This is a genomic window from Dechloromonas sp. A34, assembly GCF_026261605.1.
GTDB lineage: Bacteria > Pseudomonadota > Gammaproteobacteria > Burkholderiales > Rhodocyclaceae > Azonexus.
Genome location: NZ_CP102486.1, coordinates 3,709,882 through 3,728,850, shown reverse-complemented (window position 1 = coordinate 3,728,850; position 18,969 = coordinate 3,709,882). Strand labels below are relative to the sequence as shown.

At 60.4% G+C, this 18,969-nt stretch carries 17 protein-coding genes; all 17 read left to right on the top strand.

Annotated features, from left to right (window positions below; genetic code table 11):
- Positions 1-224 precede the first annotated feature (224 nt).
- The 17 genes from NQE15_RS18645 (at position 225) to NQE15_RS18565 (ending at position 18,968) form a co-directional block, all read left to right on the top strand.
- Positions 225-1,106 carry a cytochrome c3 family protein gene (locus NQE15_RS18645; RefSeq protein WP_265943542.1) on the top strand — a complete coding sequence of 294 codons (882 nt, stop codon included), beginning with the start codon at positions 225-227 and terminating at the stop codon, positions 1,104-1,106.
- Between the two features lie 83 nt (positions 1,107-1,189).
- Positions 1,190-2,251, top strand: a complete 1,062-nt coding sequence (locus NQE15_RS18640) for a peptidylprolyl isomerase (RefSeq protein ID WP_265943540.1) — start codon at positions 1,190-1,192, stop codon at positions 2,249-2,251.
- Positions 2,252-2,323: 72 nt separating this feature from the next.
- Complete coding sequence (locus NQE15_RS18635) at positions 2,324-4,696, top strand: hypothetical protein (RefSeq protein ID WP_265943538.1); 2,373 nt, start codon at positions 2,324-2,326, stop codon at positions 4,694-4,696.
- Positions 4,697-4,746: 50 nt separating this feature from the next.
- Complete coding sequence (locus tag NQE15_RS18630; RefSeq protein WP_265943536.1) at positions 4,747-5,166, top strand: c(7)-type cytochrome triheme domain-containing protein; 420 nt, start codon at positions 4,747-4,749, stop codon at positions 5,164-5,166.
- Between the two features lie 11 nt (positions 5,167-5,177).
- A complete protein-coding gene (locus NQE15_RS18625; protein WP_265943534.1) occupies positions 5,178-6,179 on the top strand; it encodes a c(7)-type cytochrome triheme domain-containing protein in 1,002 nt (333 codons plus the stop codon).
- Positions 6,180-6,231: 52 nt separating this feature from the next.
- Positions 6,232-6,882 carry a hypothetical protein gene (locus tag NQE15_RS18620; RefSeq protein WP_265943532.1) on the top strand — a complete coding sequence of 217 codons (651 nt, stop codon included), beginning with the start codon at positions 6,232-6,234 and terminating at the stop codon, positions 6,880-6,882.
- The gene (locus NQE15_RS18615) at positions 6,825-7,157 is read left to right on the top strand and encodes a hypothetical protein (RefSeq protein ID WP_265943530.1); all 333 of its coding nucleotides are present in this window, start codon (positions 6,825-6,827) and stop codon (positions 7,155-7,157) included. Before NQE15_RS18620 ends, NQE15_RS18615 begins: the two co-directional genes overlap by 58 nt.
- Positions 7,138-7,767 (top strand): c(7)-type cytochrome triheme domain-containing protein, encoded by a 630-nt coding sequence (locus NQE15_RS18610; protein ID WP_265943528.1) that lies wholly within the window; start codon positions 7,138-7,140, stop codon positions 7,765-7,767. Before NQE15_RS18615 ends, NQE15_RS18610 begins: the two co-directional genes overlap by 20 nt.
- Complete coding sequence (locus NQE15_RS18605) at positions 7,764-8,162, top strand: c(7)-type cytochrome triheme domain-containing protein (protein ID WP_323054910.1); 399 nt, start codon at positions 7,764-7,766, stop codon at positions 8,160-8,162. Before NQE15_RS18610 ends, NQE15_RS18605 begins: the two co-directional genes overlap by 4 nt.
- Entirely contained in the window at positions 8,128-9,108 is a 981-nt protein-coding gene (locus NQE15_RS18600; protein ID WP_265943526.1) for a hypothetical protein, read from the top strand. The genes NQE15_RS18605 and NQE15_RS18600 overlap by 35 nt, the downstream gene beginning before the upstream one ends.
- Complete coding sequence (locus NQE15_RS18595) at positions 9,105-10,184, top strand: 6-bladed beta-propeller (protein WP_265943524.1); 1,080 nt, start codon at positions 9,105-9,107, stop codon at positions 10,182-10,184. Before NQE15_RS18600 ends, NQE15_RS18595 begins: the two co-directional genes overlap by 4 nt.
- Positions 10,174-12,855 (top strand): multiheme c-type cytochrome, encoded by a 2,682-nt coding sequence (locus NQE15_RS18590; RefSeq protein ID WP_265943522.1) that lies wholly within the window; start codon positions 10,174-10,176, stop codon positions 12,853-12,855. The genes NQE15_RS18595 and NQE15_RS18590 overlap by 11 nt, the downstream gene beginning before the upstream one ends.
- Positions 12,852-13,844 carry a hypothetical protein gene (locus NQE15_RS18585; RefSeq protein ID WP_265943520.1) on the top strand — a complete coding sequence of 331 codons (993 nt, stop codon included), beginning with the start codon at positions 12,852-12,854 and terminating at the stop codon, positions 13,842-13,844. The genes NQE15_RS18590 and NQE15_RS18585 overlap by 4 nt, the downstream gene beginning before the upstream one ends.
- A gap of 69 nt (positions 13,845-13,913) precedes the next feature.
- Complete coding sequence (ccsA, locus tag NQE15_RS18580) at positions 13,914-14,723, top strand: cytochrome c biogenesis protein CcsA (protein ID WP_265950341.1); 810 nt, start codon at positions 13,914-13,916, stop codon at positions 14,721-14,723.
- Positions 14,713-16,110, top strand: coding sequence for a cbb3-type cytochrome c oxidase subunit I (locus tag NQE15_RS18575; protein WP_265943518.1), 1,398 nt, complete (start codon positions 14,713-14,715; stop codon positions 16,108-16,110). Before ccsA ends, NQE15_RS18575 begins: the two co-directional genes overlap by 11 nt.
- Before the next feature lie 135 nt (positions 16,111-16,245).
- Positions 16,246-16,731: a tetratricopeptide repeat protein gene (locus NQE15_RS18570; RefSeq protein ID WP_265943516.1), complete on the top strand. Its 486-nt coding sequence runs from the start codon at positions 16,246-16,248 to the stop codon at positions 16,729-16,731.
- 260 nt (positions 16,732-16,991) lie between these two features.
- Positions 16,992-18,968, top strand: coding sequence for a heme lyase CcmF/NrfE family subunit (locus NQE15_RS18565; protein ID WP_265943514.1), 1,977 nt, complete (start codon positions 16,992-16,994; stop codon positions 18,966-18,968).
- Position 18,969: the final 1 nt, after the last annotated feature.

The window sequence follows — 18,969 nt, the reverse complement described above, 5'->3', positions numbered from 1 at the left end:
ATCGTTGATTTCTGATTCCCGTCTCCGGGAACGAGGATTTCCAAGGGTTGGGAATAACCTCAAAAAAAACAAGGTTATATGGCGGTTATTTGGCAGATGTTCCAAAAATACAATGGAATTTGTGGTGTTTTTGGGTGGCACGGAACCTGCTCATATAGGACCGAGGCGAGCTGAATCTGAATGGCTCGGACTTGATCAATTACTTTTAGGTCGGGAGTTACGATATGTTCAAGCACACTGTGGGAAGCAGGCAACTGGCCGGGCGAATGCTCAGGCTGTTGGCTGGGGCTGCACTTGTCTTTGGGGTCGCTGCATCGCATGCGGCCATCAAGGACACCAAGCACAACCTTGGGGCCGACAATGCGGCAAACGAAAACTACATGACGACAGGTACCACTGAAATCTGTGTTTTCTGCCATACGCCGCACGCCTCGAATACTGCTGTCAAGGCGCCGTTGTGGAATAAGCCGGTCGCAGCCGGTACCAGCTACACGACTTACAACACGTCCACGTCGGCAACGATCGACGGTTCGGTTGATATGTCGGGTATTTCGCTGGCCTGTCTGTCCTGCCATGACGGCACCCAGGCCATGGATACCATGATCAACAAGCCGGGTTCCGGCGGTTATCTCGCCGCAGGCGCGGCGATCTCCGGCGGCGTCTGGACCGGTGCTCGTCAGAGTGGCGGCAAGATGACCAACGCTGGCGAATTCATTGCCAATCTGAGTCAGGATCTGACCAATGACCATCCGGTCGGTATTCAGTACTGCGGCGGTGGTATCAGCACCGGCGGTGCTTCGACGGTCGCTGCCAGTACTGCAGCAACCGCTTGCCGCGACAAGGATTTCAATGCCCCGGCGAACGACCTGATTGGCGGCGCTCGTGCCTGGTGGGTTGATACTACTGCGGGAACGACCGGTACTCGTGAAAAGACCGACATGATTCTCTACGCTCGTATCGGTTCCCTTGGTTCCGACGTCGAGAATGGCAAGTACCAGCCGTTCGTCGAGTGTGCCAGCTGTCACGATCCACACTCCAGCAACACGACTTTCCTGCGTATCGAAAATACGCAAAGCGCGGTTTGCCTAGCCTGCCACAATAAGTAAGCCTGTAGCGAACAAGGATCAAATCCGCCAAGCGGGCCGGGACACATTGTGTTCGGCCCGTTTTTTTATTTAGGAGAAGCCAAGTGAAAATATGTTTCAGTGTCCGCCGCCCTCGCCGGGTGGTAATGGTGGCCCTGATTGCCGGTCTGCCTTTGATTTCAGGGGCGCAGGATGTCGCTCCGGTAGCGACGGTTCCGACCGAAGCCAAAGCGGTTCAAGCGGCGCCCCACCAGAACAGTCACGGTAATATTTTCGCGATCATCAACGGGCGGGAAATTCTGACGGAAGACTACGAGGCTGCTTTTACAACCTTGGTTCGCCAGCGCTTCTACCACGGTCAGATTCCCGAGGCCGAACTAGTCGGCGTGCGCGAAGAGATCAAGACAAAGCTGGTGCAGCGTGTGGTACTGCTGGAAGAAGCCGAGCGGCGGAAAATCGCGCCCGATGATAACCAGATTCAAGAAACCATTGCCAGTTACGAGAAGCGCTATGCGACCAGCCCGCAGTGGCAGGAGAACCGTGAGCGCCTGTTGCCGGATCTGAAAAAACAATTGGCCGAGCAAAGCCAGATCGCGCTGCTCGACAAGCAGGTCAGGGCAGTTCCGGAACCGGACGAAAAGGCTGTGCGGGCTTTCTATGAGAAGAATCCGCAACTGTTCGTCGAGCCCGAAAAGATTCGCCTGGCTGTAATCCTGCTCGCGGTCGATCCGTCGTCGCCGGCCACGGCCTGGCAGGCTACTCGCGAAGAAGCCCAGGCCATCTACGGCCGCCTGAGCGCCGGTGCCGACTACGACGAGGCGGCTCGCATGCATTCGAGCGTCTATGCGGACAAGGGTGGCGACATGGGTTATCTGCATCGCGGCATGTTGCCGGAGACGATTCAGGACAAGATCGACAAGTTCGAGGTCGGCAAGATAAACGAGCCGATGGATACCCTGGAAGGGGTCGCGATCTTCAAATTGCTCGAACGGGTGGTTGCCAAGAAGCGCGATTTCGCCGACGTCGAAAACCGAGCACGCGAATTGCTCATACGTGAACGTCAGGACAAGGCCTGGAAAGATTTGATCGACCGACTGGTCGCCAAGGCCAAAGTCAAGTTCATGTATTTCTCAACAGCGGAGCAGCGGGAAACCGGCAAGAACTAGGGCTGGTTTTCAGTACAGGTGGCGGTGGCAAAACGTGTTCTTCCGAGCAGACTGGTCTCACCCGGACGCCTTATGGCGGGTCTGGCCGGTGGGGTATTGGTCTGCTGTTCTTCCGCCGTCTGTGCCGCCAGCGCGGTTGAATCCAACCAAATTCCCAGCCCGGAGCGGCAACTGGTTACGGCCATTCAGGCGGCCTACCCGGGCGATGGGATTGCGGGGAGCGAGTCCTCGTTACGCCTGAGTCCGGTACTGGTCTTGCCCGCGGTGGCCGGTGCTGCCCCGCGCTGGAGCGAGGGGGCGGACGAGGCGACGTCGCTGCGGGTGGCGTCAGAGCTTGCGCTGCCTGGCGCTGAACTGCCGTCGCCCAGCGCGATACTGCCACCAGTGGTAACGGGCGAGAAGGACCTGCGCCTGAGTCAGGCCATGGGACTGACCAAGTCACCAAGGATGACGCCGCGCTGGATGACGCAGCCGGATGGCCCGACGCAGTTGCGTCCGTCGCGAACCCTTTCGATGCCGGGTGCCGCCGGTGCGGGGCGGACGCCACCGCCGGGAACGACAGTTGTTCCATTGGCCGGCGATGAGGGTGAGCTACCCATTGACGGGGGCTTCGTTGGTACTCAACCAGCGGTAGCGCAAGCAGCCGCCGGGCAGGGCGAGGCAGTGACCCCGAGCACGGGTATCGCCGGGCTGGGTTGGGAGATTCCGCCAATCCGTTGGGGGGGCAGTCTCGGCTATTCGATACAGAAAAGTACTTCGAACTCCGGTACGTCGTCCACGTCGTCCACCTCCCAAGGCTTGCTGGCAAATCTGAATGTTTCAAGCTATATCTACGCCCCGTGGTTCGCAACGGTTTCCGGCCGCATAGGTATCACCAATTCCAATTCGAGTAGTTCGGCTTCCTCGGCAGGAGAGGGGGATACCAACCAGTCAGCCAATATCATTGGCGGTGGCGAATTATCGATGTTTTCAAGCAGCCGCTTTCCCTTCCGGGCTTACTTCGACCGTTCGGACAGCCGGACCAGCGGCACTATCGTCAGGCAGGATTACGTCAATACACGGATGGGATTGAGCCAGAATTACCGCACCGAAGACGGGCAGAGCAGCGGGAACTTCATGTTGGACCGGAGCAGCGTTGAAACCAGTGACCGGCGCAATGATTCGGTGACCTCGTTGTCGGGGTCTTACTCGACTCATACCGGACTTTGGCAGCACAACATGAATGCCCGGTACTCGCAGAGCGAGCGCCAAGGTACTGGGGAAGGTGTCCGACTAATCGGCTTCAACACTTCGCACAACGCCAATCTTTCCGAATATGCCAATCTCGGAGCCACCGTCAATTATTCCGACAGCGATATGCAGACGGCCAATTCGGATGGTGGGCTCTTGTCAAATCGCGGGCGATTTCTCCAGGTCTACGGTTATGGCTCCTGGATGCCTGAGTTCGAAGACCTCGATGATCTGCCGCTGACATTGAATGGCAGCCTGCGCTACGGCAGCCAGGAAACGCAATTCGGCGACTCGAAGTCCGCCGCTCAAACGGTCGGTGCCAATCTTTCGGCGCTCTACCGGTTTTCGAATAATCTGAGCGCGTCGTTGAATACGGCGCTCAATCATATTGCGGTCTCCAATGGCGAGAGTCGACTGCTGACCCTAGTTGGTAGCAACATCAATTACGTCGGGAATCCTCTCACTATTGGGAATTTTTCTTATAATTGGAACGTCGGTGGCAACGCCAACTGGCAAAGTGGCTCCGGCGAAACCCCTGCCAGCAGTCTGCTCGGCGCTACTGCCAGCCACTCAGTAAACCGTGCCTATCAGATTGCTACCGGTCAGACGCTCTCCCTTGGTTTTTCACAGTCGCTGATTGCAACGAGCAGCCAGTCGATCGGGACTTCGCAGTCGCTCTCGAACAACCTGTCGCTGAACTATGGCGTGTATTCCGGCGACCGCTTCTCGGGATCGCTTTCCGGGATGCTTTCCGATGTCTACAGCACCGGCGTCAACGCCCAGCACTACAAGAATATGAATCTCGGTCTGGTTGTCCAAGGCCAGCTTTCCCAGCAGTCTTCGCTGAACGTGAACCTGATGTTCAACTGGTCGGATCAGACCAACCAGACCCAGGATTCCTTTGGCTTGGCGCAAACCATGAACAGCGAACGGATGACCCTGAACGGTTCGGTCAACTACAGTCACCTGCGCTTCGCTGGCGTCCGCGGTCTGCGCTACAACGTGCTGTTCGCTGCTGATACGCGTCTGCGGGACGATCGACTGTTCGGCGACGTCAATGCCGAGCAGGACAGGAGCCGTCTGTCGCTGACCAATCGCCTCGACTACGCGATCGGTCTGCTCAATTTCCGCCTGTCCTTGGTGAACAACGACGCAGGTGGCAAGAAAAATGCTCTGCTCTTCTTCCAGGTAACCCGGCAATTTGGATCTTATTGATTCTGGGGGTTGGGGTTGTAGGGCGGTGCTTTAAATCAAGAGGAAATGTAATGAAAAAACTCTCGAAATTGAGAGCAGGATTCCTGGCGGGGCTGATCTTCACGCTCACTGCCGTTTTCTTTGTGGACATCAAGGATGCTCAGGCCGAGTACGGCGACGTCGTGATCAACAATTACTCCGACGGTGCCGGCATGCGGCCGGTGGTTTTCCCGCACTGGTTCCACCGCATGCGTTTCCGCTGCAAGGTTTGCCACGCCGACCTCGGGTTCAAGTTCAAGGCCGGTGGCAACGAAATCAACATGGTCAAGATTATTGATGGACAGTTCTGCGGGGCCTGCCACAACGGCGAAATCGCCTGGTCGGTCGAAAACTGCAATCTCTGCCATTCGGGCAAGCCGAATACCCCGACGCAGGTGCATGAAAGCACGGTCCAGAAGCTGGCGCAGCCGACCGGCACGCCCAAGAAATAAAAGGTGCAACCATGAAGATTTCCAAAACAATCGCACTGCTGGCGACTGCGCTGGCGCTTTCCAACCCGGCGCTGGCCGATGTCGGCAAGGATGTTTACACCAAGGTTTGCGTGACCTGTCATGCGACCGGCCTGGCCGGCGCTCCCCGCTACGGCAATGCCGCCGACTGGGGGCCGCGCGTCAGCGGTGGCATAGCCGGACTCTATCAAAGCGCCCTCAAGGGAACGCCCAAGGGAATGCCGGCCAAGGGCGGGCATATGACCCTGCCGGATGCTGACGTCAAGGCAGCGGTCGATTACATGCTGGGTTCCGTCAAGGATGCCCTGAAGACCGCAAAGGCCGAACCGGAAGCCAAGAAGGAAGAGCCGAAGAAGGTCGAGGCCAAGAAGGAAGAACCGAAGAAGGTCGAGCCCAAGGCTGCCCCCGCGCCTGCCCCGGTCGCCGCCCCCGCCCCGGCACCGACCCCGGTAGCTGTCAGCACGGCCAGTTCGGAAGATGTGAACTCGTTCAACCGACTCCTGAAACCGGCCAGCAAGCGCAATCTGCCGCCGCCGGAAGATGGTATCCATGATCCGGCCAATGACGGTACGCATGCTCTGCAACCGCCGCTCACCGCTTTTGGCACGCTGCCGAAGAGCATGGCCGGCAACCGGATCAACTGGGTGGAGGCCATCGCGCAGAAGAAGATCAATCCGCGCTATGACCGCAATGATCCGAAAGCCGAGCCGATCGTGATGGATCTGAACATCGTCCGCGAAGTCAAAGGTTCGATGCCGGACGTGGTCTATCCCCACAAGCAGCATACCGAGTGGCTCGATTGCTCGAATTGCCACCCGGCGATTTTCGTGCCGCAGAAGGGCGCCAACCAGATCAGCATGGCGGCCATTCTCTTGGGTGAGAAATGCGGTGTTTGCCATGGCAAGGTTGCCTTCCCGGTTTCCGAGTGCCGCAGTTGCCACTCGAAGAAGAAGGATATGGCCAAGGTAGCGGCACCTGCCGTAGAGTCTAAATAAGTCCGAGGGCGGCGATTCCGGAGAATCGCCGCGCGGGACCTGGAGAAATTGAATGAATAAGAAATTGTTGTGTGAATTGGGTTCCTTGGTACTGGTCGGTGCGCTGGCTCAGAATGTCTGGGCGCAATCAGCACCTGCTGCGGCGCCGGAGAGTGCGGCGACGCGCCTGGCCGGTGGCAAGATCGACAAGGACCAGCTTAATTTCAATATGGAGTCGGTCGGCAAACTGCTCGAAAGCTCATCGGCTGCGCGCCAGATCGAGTCGAGCAAAGCGCCGGAAGCGATGGCGCGCCGAGAGAAAGCCCGGGAACTCTACAAGTCGGCTCGCCAGGCGCTCGATGCCGGCGATCTGAACAAGGCGTCGGCGCTGCTGACCGAAGTTCGCTCGTCCTTCTTCGACGCCGTTCGCTTCGCCGCCCCGAAGAAGTCACCGCCAAGAAACTGGAAGCCGATTACCGCGCCCGGCTGGATAGCGTCAATGCGCTGCTCAGCGCCTACAAGCGGGTTGCTGGCGAGAAGGGCAGTGCCTCGAAGACTGTCAATGAAACCGTCGGCCAGATTGAAAAATCGGTTGCTGAAGGCAATCGCCTGGCGCAGGCCGGCAAGTACAAGGAAGGCCGTACCGAACTTGATCGCGCCTATCTGGTGGCCAAGGCCGGCATCAGTTCGTTGCGCAGTGGCGATACGCTGGTCCGCTCGCTGAACTTTGCCAGCAAGGAAGAGGAATACCAGTACGAAATCGACCGCAACGACACGCACCTGATGCTGATCAAGGTGCTGGTCGAAGAAAAGCGCGCGACCAATGCCATGCTCGATCAGCAAGTCCAGACCCTCGTCGGCAAGTCGAGGGACCTGCGTCAGGCCGCCGAGTCCGCCGCGGCGAAGAAGGATCATGCGCAGGCAGTCAAATTGCTCGAAGATTCCACAGCCGAGTTGGTGCGAGCGATACGGAATGCGGGTGTCTACATCCCTGGTTGATGCTTTCCATGTGTTGAAAATCCTGACCGGAGGCCCTGGCGGCCTCCGGCTGGCTTTCTGCGGCGCTTTTTTGGCGCTGCTGGCGGCCGCTGCCGCAGCCGGGGAATGGCCGGCTCTGGCCAAGGACGGCATTCACGACCCGCGTTCGCGGGGAACCAAGATCCTCCAGCAGCCCGCCGAGGCGCTCTCCAAACTGGCCCCGGACCATGCCGGCAATCAGGTGCGCTGGGTTCAGGCCCTGGAAAACGGCGAAATCCGTCCGCGCGAGAAGCTCTTCCCGCAGACGGTGATCCGAAAACTGGATCAGGACATCATTCTCGACGCCAAAGGCGGGATGCCGGCGGTGCGTTTCCCGCATCGCCAACATACCGAGTGGCTCGATTGCGTGAACTGTCATGAGGGGATCTTCAAGACCCAGACCGGGACTTCGCAGATTTCGATGTTCAAGATTCTGCAAGGCGAGCAGTGTGGCGTTTGCCACGGAGCGGTCGCTTTCCCGTTGACCGAGTGCATGCGCTGCCACAGCATTCCGAAAGCTGGCGCAAGCAAGCCTGCGCTGCCGGCCAACGTCGATCTCCTGATGCATCAGAAAAATGAGCGGCGGCCATGAGCCAGTTTCATAATCAATTGCGTCGGGCCGGCACTCTCGTTTTCGCGGCGATCATGGTGTTCGGTGGCATGATCGAGAGCCGGGCAGAATACGCCGATGTGGTGATCAATCGGCAGGCCGAAAAGAACGGGATGCGACCGGTAGTCTTCCCCCACTGGTTTCATCGCATCCGTTTTCGCTGCAAAGTTTGTCATGCCGAACTCGGTTTCAAGATGCGCGCCGGCTCGAACACGATTACGATGACGGACATCATCGAGGGCCGCTTCTGCGGCGCTTGCCACAACAACGATATCGCCTGGTCGCCCGAGAATTGCGATCTCTGCCATTCCGGCAAACCAGGCTTGCCAACGGGGGTTTTTGGTGGACACGAGACATCCGGACCCGGGCGCTGGTGAGGCGTCCTTCCCACCTGTAGCGACCAATTGGCCGCGCCGGCGATTCCTGCTGGCCGGTGTGGGCGGCAGTGCGCTGCTGGCCGCCGGCCTGGCCGGCGCCCAGAGCAAAGTGCTGCAGCCCGGTCCGGCGTACATGGGTGCCCGGCTACTGGCGCGGATCAACGAGTCCGGCTTCCCCGACCTGCGCGCCGACAATTTCGGGCCGATGACCCTGTTCGTCGCCCCGGTGGCGGTCGCGGTCAGTCCGCAGCGCGACATCTACATCGCCGACGCCGGACTGTCGGCCTTGTTCCGTTACGATCCGATGCAGGATGCGATGTCCGTCGTGCGCGGTGTCCGGGTTACCCAGCAGACCCGGCTGGCGGCGCTGAGCGATGGTTCGGTGGTGGTCGCCAATGGCGGTGCCGTGCCGGCCACCCGTTTCTCCCGAACCGGACGGCCGATGCAGACGCTGAACCCGCAACTGGGCTCCGCCTTCTACGACGAGGTCACCGTCGATACGACGAGCGGCCGCTATTACGGTCTCGACCGCGTCCAGCGCCGCCTCGAGGAGATCATGCCCCATGGTCGCGCGGCCACCGTTCTGCCGGACGGCCTGTTGCCCGAACAGCCGATCACCATGGCGATGGATGGCCGGATGCTCTATGTCGCGGACCGTGCCTGCCAATGCGTCGTCGCCATCGAGATGTTCGCCAGCCGTAACCTGACTGTCGTTGCCGACGATGCCGGCCAAGTCTCGGCGCTGGCGGCTGGCGACGGCTGGCTGGTCATTGCCGATGCCCGGGATCGCGTGATCCGCGTCTATCGCCAGGGAACGCTGCTCGCCGATCCCGAATTCGGCACGCTGGGCCTGGTCGAGCCGCGTGGGATGGCGATTGCCAACCAGACGCTTTACATTGTCGATATGGCAGCTCGCCGTCTGCTCACCTTCAGGATGCGCGCTTGAAACGCTTGCTGATCCTTGCGTTCCTTGTCCTTCTCGGCGGCTGTGCCACCGAGAAGCAGGTGCTGCGCTTCGATCCGACGCGGGCGGCCACGGCACAGCGCATCTATTTCCCGCCGGTAAGCGACGAGGAAGTACCGCGTTATGTCTATGTCGGCGAATTGATCGGCGAGCACAATTTCGTCCCTGCCGAACCGACCAAGAAAAACTATCTGATCGAGGCGCTCAAATGGGTGGCCGGTCTGCTCGACCTGCAGAATCCGGTGGTCTTGCAGCGGCCGCAGTCCGGTACGGTGGACGAGAACGGCCGCATCCTGGTCACCGACGTCAGCCGTGGTGCCGTCTACGTTTTCGATCAACCCAATGGCGTGCTCGATGTCTGGGAATTTTCCGACGGCTTCCGGCGCTTCTCGGCGCCCACGGGCATTGCGCTGGGGCCGGCCGGGCGGGTTTTCGTCGCCGATTCCGAACGCAAGGAAGTGATCGTCCTCGATCAGAAAGGCAATGGTCAGAGCGTGATCGGCCAGGGTGTGCTCGAGCGCCCGACCGGCCTGGCCTGGGATGCCAATGAAGCCCTGCTCTACGTGGCCGATACCCAGGCTCACCAGATCAAGGTCTTCGATGTGACCGGCCGCCAGGTCAGGACTATCGGCCAACGCGGCGAAGGGCCGGGCGAGTTCAATTTCCCGACCTACCTGTCGCTTAACAATGGCAAGCTGCTGGTCGCCGATACGATGAACGCTCGGGCTCAACTCATCACCCTCGATGGTAGCGCCGCCCCGCTCATCATCGGCGAGCGGGGTACCAAGATCGGTAATTTCGTCCGCCCCAAGGGCGTTGCCACCGATTCCGAGAACAATATCTATGTGGTCGAGTCCTATTACGACCATTTGCTGATCTTCGACGATCAGGCTCGATTTCTGCTCCCAATTGGGGGAGCCGGCAAGGAGGCCGGGACTTTCTATCTGCCGGCAGGCGTCTGGGTGGATAGGGGAAATCGTGTTTTTGTGGCGGATACATTCAATGGTCGAATAGCGGTTTTTCAGTTTTTGGGTGGGGGCGCAGAGAATGGGAATTAGGAGTGGTCACCTCGGGCAACGCCTGCTGCAGATTGCCGGTCTGACTTTCTTCGTCGCGTTCGTCTTCCTGCGCTATGGCATGGAGCAGGTGCAGGCGGCCCGGGTTTCCGACATCCGCGGCACCAAGCACAACCTTTCGGCGGCAACCGATGGCTCGGGTTACGTCAATCCCAAGTCGGGTGCCGGAACGGTGCCGACCCGCAATATCAAGGCAGCCTCCGAGACCCAAATCTGCGTCTTTTGTCACACGCCGCATGGAGTAGCGACCGGTGCCACGCCACTATGGAATCGCAAGCTGGCAGGTAACGGCTACACCCAGAGCTATGTGCTCTACGATTCCAATACGCTCGACGCCAAGCAGGTGCAAGGCTCGCTCGACCAGCCCGGCGGCAGTTCCAAGCTTTGCCTGTCCTGTCACGATGGCACGGTCGCCGTCGGCAACGTCAATGTCCTGAACGGCATCAGCCCGACGCCCAATCCTCAGGGCAGCAGCACCATAACCACGACCGGCGCCTCGACCACGATGCCCACTGGCTCTGGCGCAACCACCGGCTTTACACGCAACCTCGGTACCGACCTCACCAACGACCATCCGATTTCGGTTTCCTACAACGATGCGCTGGCGTCTCGCGATGGCGAACTCCGTGCGCCGAGTGCGAATAGCACCTTGATCGGGGTCCGCACCTCGACCATCAAGCCCACGCTCAAACTCGAAAATACCGGCACGCCGGGGGCCAATCAGGCCCAGGTTCAATGTGCCACCTGCCACGATCCCCATATTCGGGAAACCAATGAGGCGGTAGTTGGCAATCAAAAATTCCTGCGCCTGAACCGCTTCCAGCACAAGCAGCATGCCGTGGCGCCGGCGGGCTTCGATCCGGCCGACAATACCGGCGATATCATCTGCCTGGCCTGCCATGACAAGGCTGGAGCCTCATGGCTTTTCTCGGCACACGCCAATCCGGCAGTCGCCAATGAAACCTACAAGGCGGCGGCCAGCACCCAGCGCGAATTTCCGGCCAACCTGCCGGTCTGGCAGGCCGCCTGCTTGAATTGCCACGACACCCACACCGTGCAAGGTGCCCGCCGCCTGCTGCGCGAAGGAACGGACAGCGTCTCGTCGCCGAAGGGCGGGGGCAATCCGGCGTTGGAACAGGTTTGTTATCAATGTCACACCACGACAGCTGCCAGCATCGTGACTACGGTCAGCGGTGGGGCACCAGACATCAAATCGGATTTCGACCTCGGGCGGCGCATGCCACTGACCGTTGGTACGCCCGAAGTACATGATCCGAGCAGCTCGGTCAATGTCAGCGGCTTTCTCGATTGCAGTCAGTCTGGCAGCCAATGTGGCAAGGACCTTATCGAGTCGCGCCAAAACCTGGGGCTTGGCAACACCAGCAACCGCCATGCCGAATGCACCGACTGCCACAACCCCCATCGCGTGATCCGGGCACGGAATGGTCTGCCCGGCGCGCTGACTGCGGCCAACACCCAGGATGTAATGCAGAATGGCGCCAGCGGCGGCGTTCACGATCACCGAGACGCAGCCATGACCCACACCAACATCATTTCCGGCGTGCTACGCGGCTCCTGGGGCGTCGAGCCGACCTACGGCTCGGCGAGTTTCCATGCCTTGCCGACCAGTTATACCATCAAGCGCGGCGACCCGGGGAGCAGTGCAGCAACCGATGTCGGCCAGACCTACGTCACCCGCGAGTATCAGATCTGCCTGAAGTGCCACTCCGATTTCGGCTATTCCGACAACAACCTGCATGTCGATAACGGCGGTAATCGCCCGCTGGTCGGGGCGGCTGGGACGACCAGCGGCACCAATGGCCTGACCATGTATACCAACCAGGCGAGGGAGTTCCAGGCACCCTCTGGGCACAATACCGGGTCGACTGGAACCAATCTCGGCGTCGAGGCCGGGGCCAACAGCACCTTCGCCAACAATAATCACCGTTCCTGGCATCCGGTGATGGCGCCCACCGGTAGAACGGCGGCCTTGCGCAATGTGACGGCGACCAGTGCTTGGCGGACACCGTGGAGCAATGCGCTGGGTACGCAAACCATGTATTGCACCGACTGCCATGGATCGAACGTGTCTTCGGGAACCTCGGTCATCCCCGACACCGGCAAGCCGTGGGGGCCGCACGGCTCGACCAATGATTTCATTCTGAAGGGAACCTGGGACAAGGAGTCGCGCTCGAGTACAGCGACCATCCTTTGCCTTAAATGTCACAACCCGACTAGTTCCAGCGGGTTTTCCGGTGGCGGTCGAGGCAATCTGCATAATTATCATCTCGACAAAGTGCCCGGGCTGGAGTGCACCTGGTGCCACGTCGCCGTGCCTCATGGCTGGAAGAACCGTTCCCTGCTGGTCAACCTGAACGATGTCGGCGAGGAGGCTGGCTTTGCCGCAGGTTCGAGCTTCGAGGTATCGATCAACGGTAACAGCGACTATTACACCAAGGAACCCTATTACCTTGAGTCCAAATTGAAGGTTTACAGCTTCGGGACCAGCGGTTCGTGGAGCGAAGGCAACTGCGGGTCGCGCAGCAAGGCGGCCGGCAGTCGGATCAATTCGACCAATGGCAATTCAAGCAACAATACCAATCCCGCCACCGGCAAGGACTGGATGAGAAATACCTGCAATCCGCCGCCATGATGCGTCTGCTGGGTTGGCTCGGGTCGCTCCGCCTGACGCTGGCCGCCTTCGTCTTTCTCGGGGCCGGCATTCTGATTGCCTATCTGAACGAGAGCCATACCAGTCCCTGGCTGGTCTCGTCCTTGGTTCTGCTCGCCGTCAATCTGCTGGCGGCCATCCTGACCCGGCCATATTTCCGCCAGCAGAAGCCCTTGCTGCTCTTTCACCTGGCGCTGTTGGCGCTGATCCTGTTGATCGCCCTGGGGCGTCTGACCTATCTCAACGGGCAGGCCGAAGTGGTCCAGGAAACCGAGTTTGCCGGCGATGTGCTGGTCACCGGTGAGGGGGTCTGGCATCGCCGGACGCTGGACAAGCTGCGCTTCATCAATCACGGCTTCAGCATTGCCTACGGTGAAGGGCTGTATCGTTTGCAGACGCGGAATCGGGTCAGCTGGGTCGATGCGGCCGGCCAGCGGCATCAGGATGTCATCGGCGACCATGTCCCCCTGGTGCTCGATGGCTACCGCTTCTACACGACATCGAACAAGGGGTTCGCGCTGATCTTCGACTGGCTGCGGCCGGGCCAGCCGATAATTCGCGGTTCGATCAACCTGCCCAGCTATCCGGTGAATTCGACGGGCCAGGCACAGCAATGGGTCTTGCCAGGGATGACCGAACCGGTCTGGGTGATGCTGCAACTTGACGAGGAACTGATCAAGGAGGATCAGCCGGGTGAGTTCCGCTTGCCGACCAACTATCGCATCGTCGTGCGCTATCTCGACCAGCGTTACGAGTTACCGGATTTTTCCGGTCGCGATTTGTCCCCACGCCAGCGCAGCGTCGAACTACCAGGGGGGCGTCTGGTCTATGCCGGGATGCGTTCGTGGATGGGTTACAAGGTGACCTATGATCCGACGCTCTACTGGCTGCTCGCCGTTGCAGTGCTGGCGGTCCTTGCGCTGGGCTGGCATTTCTGGCGAAAGTTTAACGCGACGCCCTGGAATGCCTGAGCTGGCATCTTGATTGCGTAGATAATTCCCATCCTTTGGAAATGCAGGCAGGAGAAGCAATTGGACTTGATGGTTGAATTGAGGGTTCTGTGGGCTGCGGTGATCGCCTATGTGCTGGCCGGCAGCCTGGCTATTTTCGGCGTGCTGCTCAAGAAACATCCCGAAAGGGTGACCCTGGGCCTGATTCTGCTCGGCCTGGCCCTGCATACGGTTGCCATTGCCGCGCGTTGGCAGCGTCTCGACCACGGCCCCTTCGTGACCATGTTCGAGATTCTGTCGAGCAATATCTGGAGCCTGATGTTGGCCTTCTCCATTGCCTACTGGCGGCTGCCGGCGGTACGGCCAGTAGCGGCGGTGGTGATGCCCATCCTGTTTACGATGATGGGCTGGCTGATGACGGTCAGTCCGGGCGAGGCTCATCTGCCACCGACATATCACACGGTCTGGCTGTTCATCCATATCGGTTTTGGCAAGGTATTCCTCGGCGCCGTGCTGGTCGCGGTCGGCCTCTCCGGGGTCATTCTGCTGCGCCAGACGGCGAGGGGGGGGGATTGGTTCCAGCGCTTGCCAGCCGATGATCGCCTGGGCGAACTGGCCTATCGCTGCATGGCTATCGGTTTCGTCTTTGAAACGCTGATGCTGATTGCCGGGGCGATTTGGGCGCAGGATGCTTGGGGGCGCTATTGGGATTGGGACCCGCTGGAAACCTGGGCCTTCATTACCTGGATTATCGTCGGCGTATCCCTGCATGCACGGCTGACCTTCAATCTCTCGCCGCGCCTTGGTGCTTGGCTGGTTCTCGCGGTCTTCATCGCGGCCTTTCTGACCTTCTTCGGGGTGCCGTTCATTTCCGAGACTCCCCATCAGGGTGCTGTCTGATTTTCGGCAGCCATTCATGACACTCCAATCTGCTGCGATCGATCGCCAGCCCGGGACTGTTGAAGAGTCATCGGCGCAGGCGCTTGCCGTGTCCTGGTGGTTCATGGCGCTACTGGCCTTGGGAGCATCGACGCTGTGCGCAATGGTCCTGGTCTTTGCGCGGACGCCGTTTCTTGGTTTCGGCGCCGAGTTATTCCGTACTGCCTTGGTCCTTCATGTCGATCTGGCGGTTGTTGTCTGGTTTCTGGCTGTCGCGGCCGGAGTCTGGTTGCTGGCGATCCCGGTCACCTGCTGCGTCTTGGCGCGCTGTGCACGAGCCGGCATCTGGCTGGCCGGTGCTGGCGTACTGGCCATGCTGCTGTCGCCGTTCGCGGACGAGGCCACTCCCATCCTGGCTAACTATGTGCCGGTGCTCGACAGCCCGCCGTTCTATTTTGGCCTGGCCTCCTTTCTGGCGGGGGTCGGCCTGGCGGGAATGGCGGCACTCGCCAGCCTGGCCGGCCATGGATTTTCCCGCTCCGATGACTGTGATCCCGGTTTTTGGCGTTGGATGGTGGCGGCCGCCATCGTTGCCTTCTGGGCAGCCATCCTGGTCTTCCTGCTGGCGCTGCGCGGCGCTGGCGACGACGTATCTCTCGACAGCCGTCTGTGGGGCGGGGGGCATGTGCTGCAGATTGTTCATACCCTGATGCTGATGGCGGCCTGGCTTTGCCTGGGGCGCGAAGCGCTGGCACTGGTTAGACTGGGGCGCGCTGTTGTGATCGGCCTGGTCGCCATCGAATTGCTGGCTGTATTGGCAGATTTGCTTCTCGCGCTGAGTTTTCCTGTCGGCAGTCGGGCCTACCGCAGGGGATTTACCGAGGTGATGCGCTGGGTGACCTGGCCGGCGCCGGTCATCCTGGCCAGCTACCTGCTGATCGGCTATGCCCGGCTGGGCAAAGTCCGCCGTTTGGCGCTGGTTGATCGTTGCCTGATCGGCTCGATTGCGCTTTTTGTGCTTGGATGCCTTGTCGGCGCCAGTATTCGCGGTGAAACAACGGCAGTCCCGGCGCATTACCATGGCACGGTCGGTGCCGTGACCTTGGCCTACATGATTTGGGCACGGGGCGCCTTGGAGCGTTTTGGCCTTGCTCTGAGCCAAGGGTGGTCGTGGCGCTGGCAGCCATTGATCTACGGAGCTGGCATCGGTCTGATGGTGCTTGGACTGGCTTGGGCGGGGCGACTCGGCGTGCCGCGCAAGGCGCCGCATGTCGATACGACTGTGGTTGAAAATATGCACAACGTGGCGATGGGGCTGGCTGGCGTCGGCGGATTGCTGGCGACGGCAGGGGCCGGTATTTTTGTGCTGTGGATATTGATGGCGATCTGGAAGAGGCGAAGCGACTAAATGGAAACTAATGCCCTGCCCAAGGCGGCAGACCAACAACGGTTAATTGACAGCGATCTGGGCAGAACTTTGCTGCTTGGCGCAATTGTTGCCGCGTGTGCGATTGCTCTCTACTTCGGCTGGGATAGTTCGCCAATGAGCGGTGGAATCCAGCCCGACAAGCACGTGGAGCACAAGGTCAAGGAAGAACTGGATCGCCGATTCAAAGAGGGTGTGCTGATGCTGCATGCCAAGCAGTACGAGCATGCGCTGACCGCCTTTCACCGGGTGCTGCAACTCGACCCCAAGTTGCCCGAAGCCCATGTCAATGCCGGCTATGCCCTGCTCGGCATGGGTAATTACCAGGCGGCGGCAGACTTCTTCGATACCGCGACCACGCTGCGGCCGAACCAGTTGAACGCCTATTACGGCCTGGGCGAAGCGCTTCAGGCGATGGGCGACAAGCAGGCTGCCTTGCAGGCCATGGAAACCTATTTGCATCGCAGCCCGGCCGAAGATCCGTTTCGGCGCAAGGCGGAGGCGGCAGCCTGGGAATTGCGCGCCGAACTGGAGAAGAGCAAGGCAGCGGCCAGGGAGCAGCCAGGCAAGCGGGATCACCAGCCCGGGGCAGGGCGGCCGTAGGTTTTTCACGCGGCTGCGGCACTCGTGATCGTCGTGGTCTCAAACCTGGCCGCCCGTCGCTTCTGAACTGATCGTCCGCCGGTCGGTTGTGCTTCTCTAAATCGAGAATTGTTTCCAGCGTTTCGGAATGACAACCGGCCGGTACCGGGTCAATCCGGCCGTCAGTTTCCCGAAGCAGCGGCTGCAACCCCTTTGGCGATTTTCGCCGAGTCTGGAACTGATCTTGCTATATGTCTGCTGATATTACTCGGAGCAGATTGATGATTCCTGAGATCGGCCATGTTGCCTTGATCGTCGCCTTGTTCGTTTCCGTTGTCCTCGGGGTGCTGCCGTTGCTGGGCGTTCTCCGTGGTCACGGCCGTTTGATCGCCCTGGCGCGGCCGGCGGCGGTCGGCCTGTTTGCCGCCGTGGCTTTTTCCTACGCCTGCCTGCTGCAGTCCTTCGTGACCAACGATTTTTCGGTGCGTTATGTCGCCGAGCATTCCAACACCTTGCTGCCCATGTTCTACAAGGTGGCGGCCGTGTGGGGCGGGCATGAAGGCTCGATGCTGCTCTGGGTGCTGATCCTGGCGCTGTGGACAGTCTCCGTGGCAGTCTTCAGCCGGCGCCTGCCGCAGGAGATGCTGACCACCGTCCTGTCGGTGATGGGCTTGATCAGCATCGGTTTCCTGGCTTTCCTGCTCTTCGTTTCCAATCCTTTCGAGCGCCTGCTGCCGGCGGCGGCCGACGGTCGCGACCTGAATCCGCTGCTCCAGGATCCGGGCATGGCGTTCCATCCGCCCCTGCTCTACATGGGTTACGTCGGCTTCTCGGTGGCTTTCGCTTTCGCCATTTCGGCACTGATTTCCGGTCGCCTGGATGCCGCCTGGGCGCGCTGGTCGCGGCCGTGGACGACGGCAGCCTGGGTCTTCCTGACCCTGGGCATCGCCCTCGGCTCGTGGTGGGCCTATTACGAGCTGGGCTGGGGTGGCTGGTGGTTCTGGGATCCGGTCGAGAACGCCTCGTTCATGCCCTGGCTGGTCGGCACGGCGCTGATCCATTCGCTGGCGGTGACCGAGAAGCGCGGCGGCTTCAAGAACTGGACGGTGATGCTGGCGATCATGGCTTTTTCGCTGTCGCTGCTCGGTACCTTCCTGGTCCGTTCGGGCGTGCTGACCTCGGTCCACGCCTTTGCCACCGACCCGAAGCGCGGTATTTTCGTGCTCACCTTCCTAGCCATCGTGGTCGGCATTTCGCTGGTGCTTTTCGCCTGGCGGGCGCCCAAGGTCGGTCTCGGCGGCAGCTTTGCGATGTTCTCCCGGGAGTCGCTGCTCCTGGTCAATAACGTCCTGCTCGCCGTCGCCGCCGGTGCGGTACTGATCGGCACGCTATATCCGCTCTTCCTCGATGCCCTCGATCTCGGCAAGATTTCGGTCGGTCCTCCCTATTTCGAAAGTATTTTCGTGCCGCTGATGGCGCCCATGGTGCTGCTGATGGGCATCGCCCCATTTACGCGCTGGAAGGCGGCCGGCAAGGACGATTTTCCGTCCTCGTTGCGCGTGCTGGGCGGCCTTGCCGTCAGCCTGGCGGTGGTCATTCCGATCCTGTTCGGCAAGTGGACCATCCTCACCGGCCTGGGCGTGCTACTTGGCGTCTGGTGCATCGGTGCCAGCCTGCTGGTGATCGTGACCCGCGTCCACGGCAAGGGGGCAGGGCTAGGCGGCCGGCTGATGGCGATTCCGCTGGCGCACTGGGGCATGGTCATTGCCCACGTCGGTATCGGGGTGTTCATTCTCGGCGTGACCATGGTCAAGTCCTTCGAGAGCACCAGCGACGTCAAGATGAGCATCGACGACACGACGACGGTCGGTGGCTATACCTTTGCCTTCAAGGGGATCAACGAGATCAAGGGGCCCAACTACATTGCGGCGCGGGCACGTATCGAGGTCAGCCGGAATGGCGTGTTCGACCGCGTGATGGAGCCGGAAAAACGGGTCTACACCGTGCAGCGCATGCCGATGACGGAAGCGGCAATCGATACCGGCGTCTTCCGCGATCTGTATGTCTCGCTGGGCGAGCCGATCGATGCCCAGACCTGGGTCGTGCGCGTCCAGCACAAGCCGTTGGTGGACTGGATCTGGTGGGGCTGTCTGCTGATGGGGCTGGGTGGCATTCTGGCCGCTGCCGACCGGCGCTACCGGATCGCCAGCAAGGCTACCCAGGCGGATGCCGGTCGCATGTCGGCGGCCGAGGCTTGAC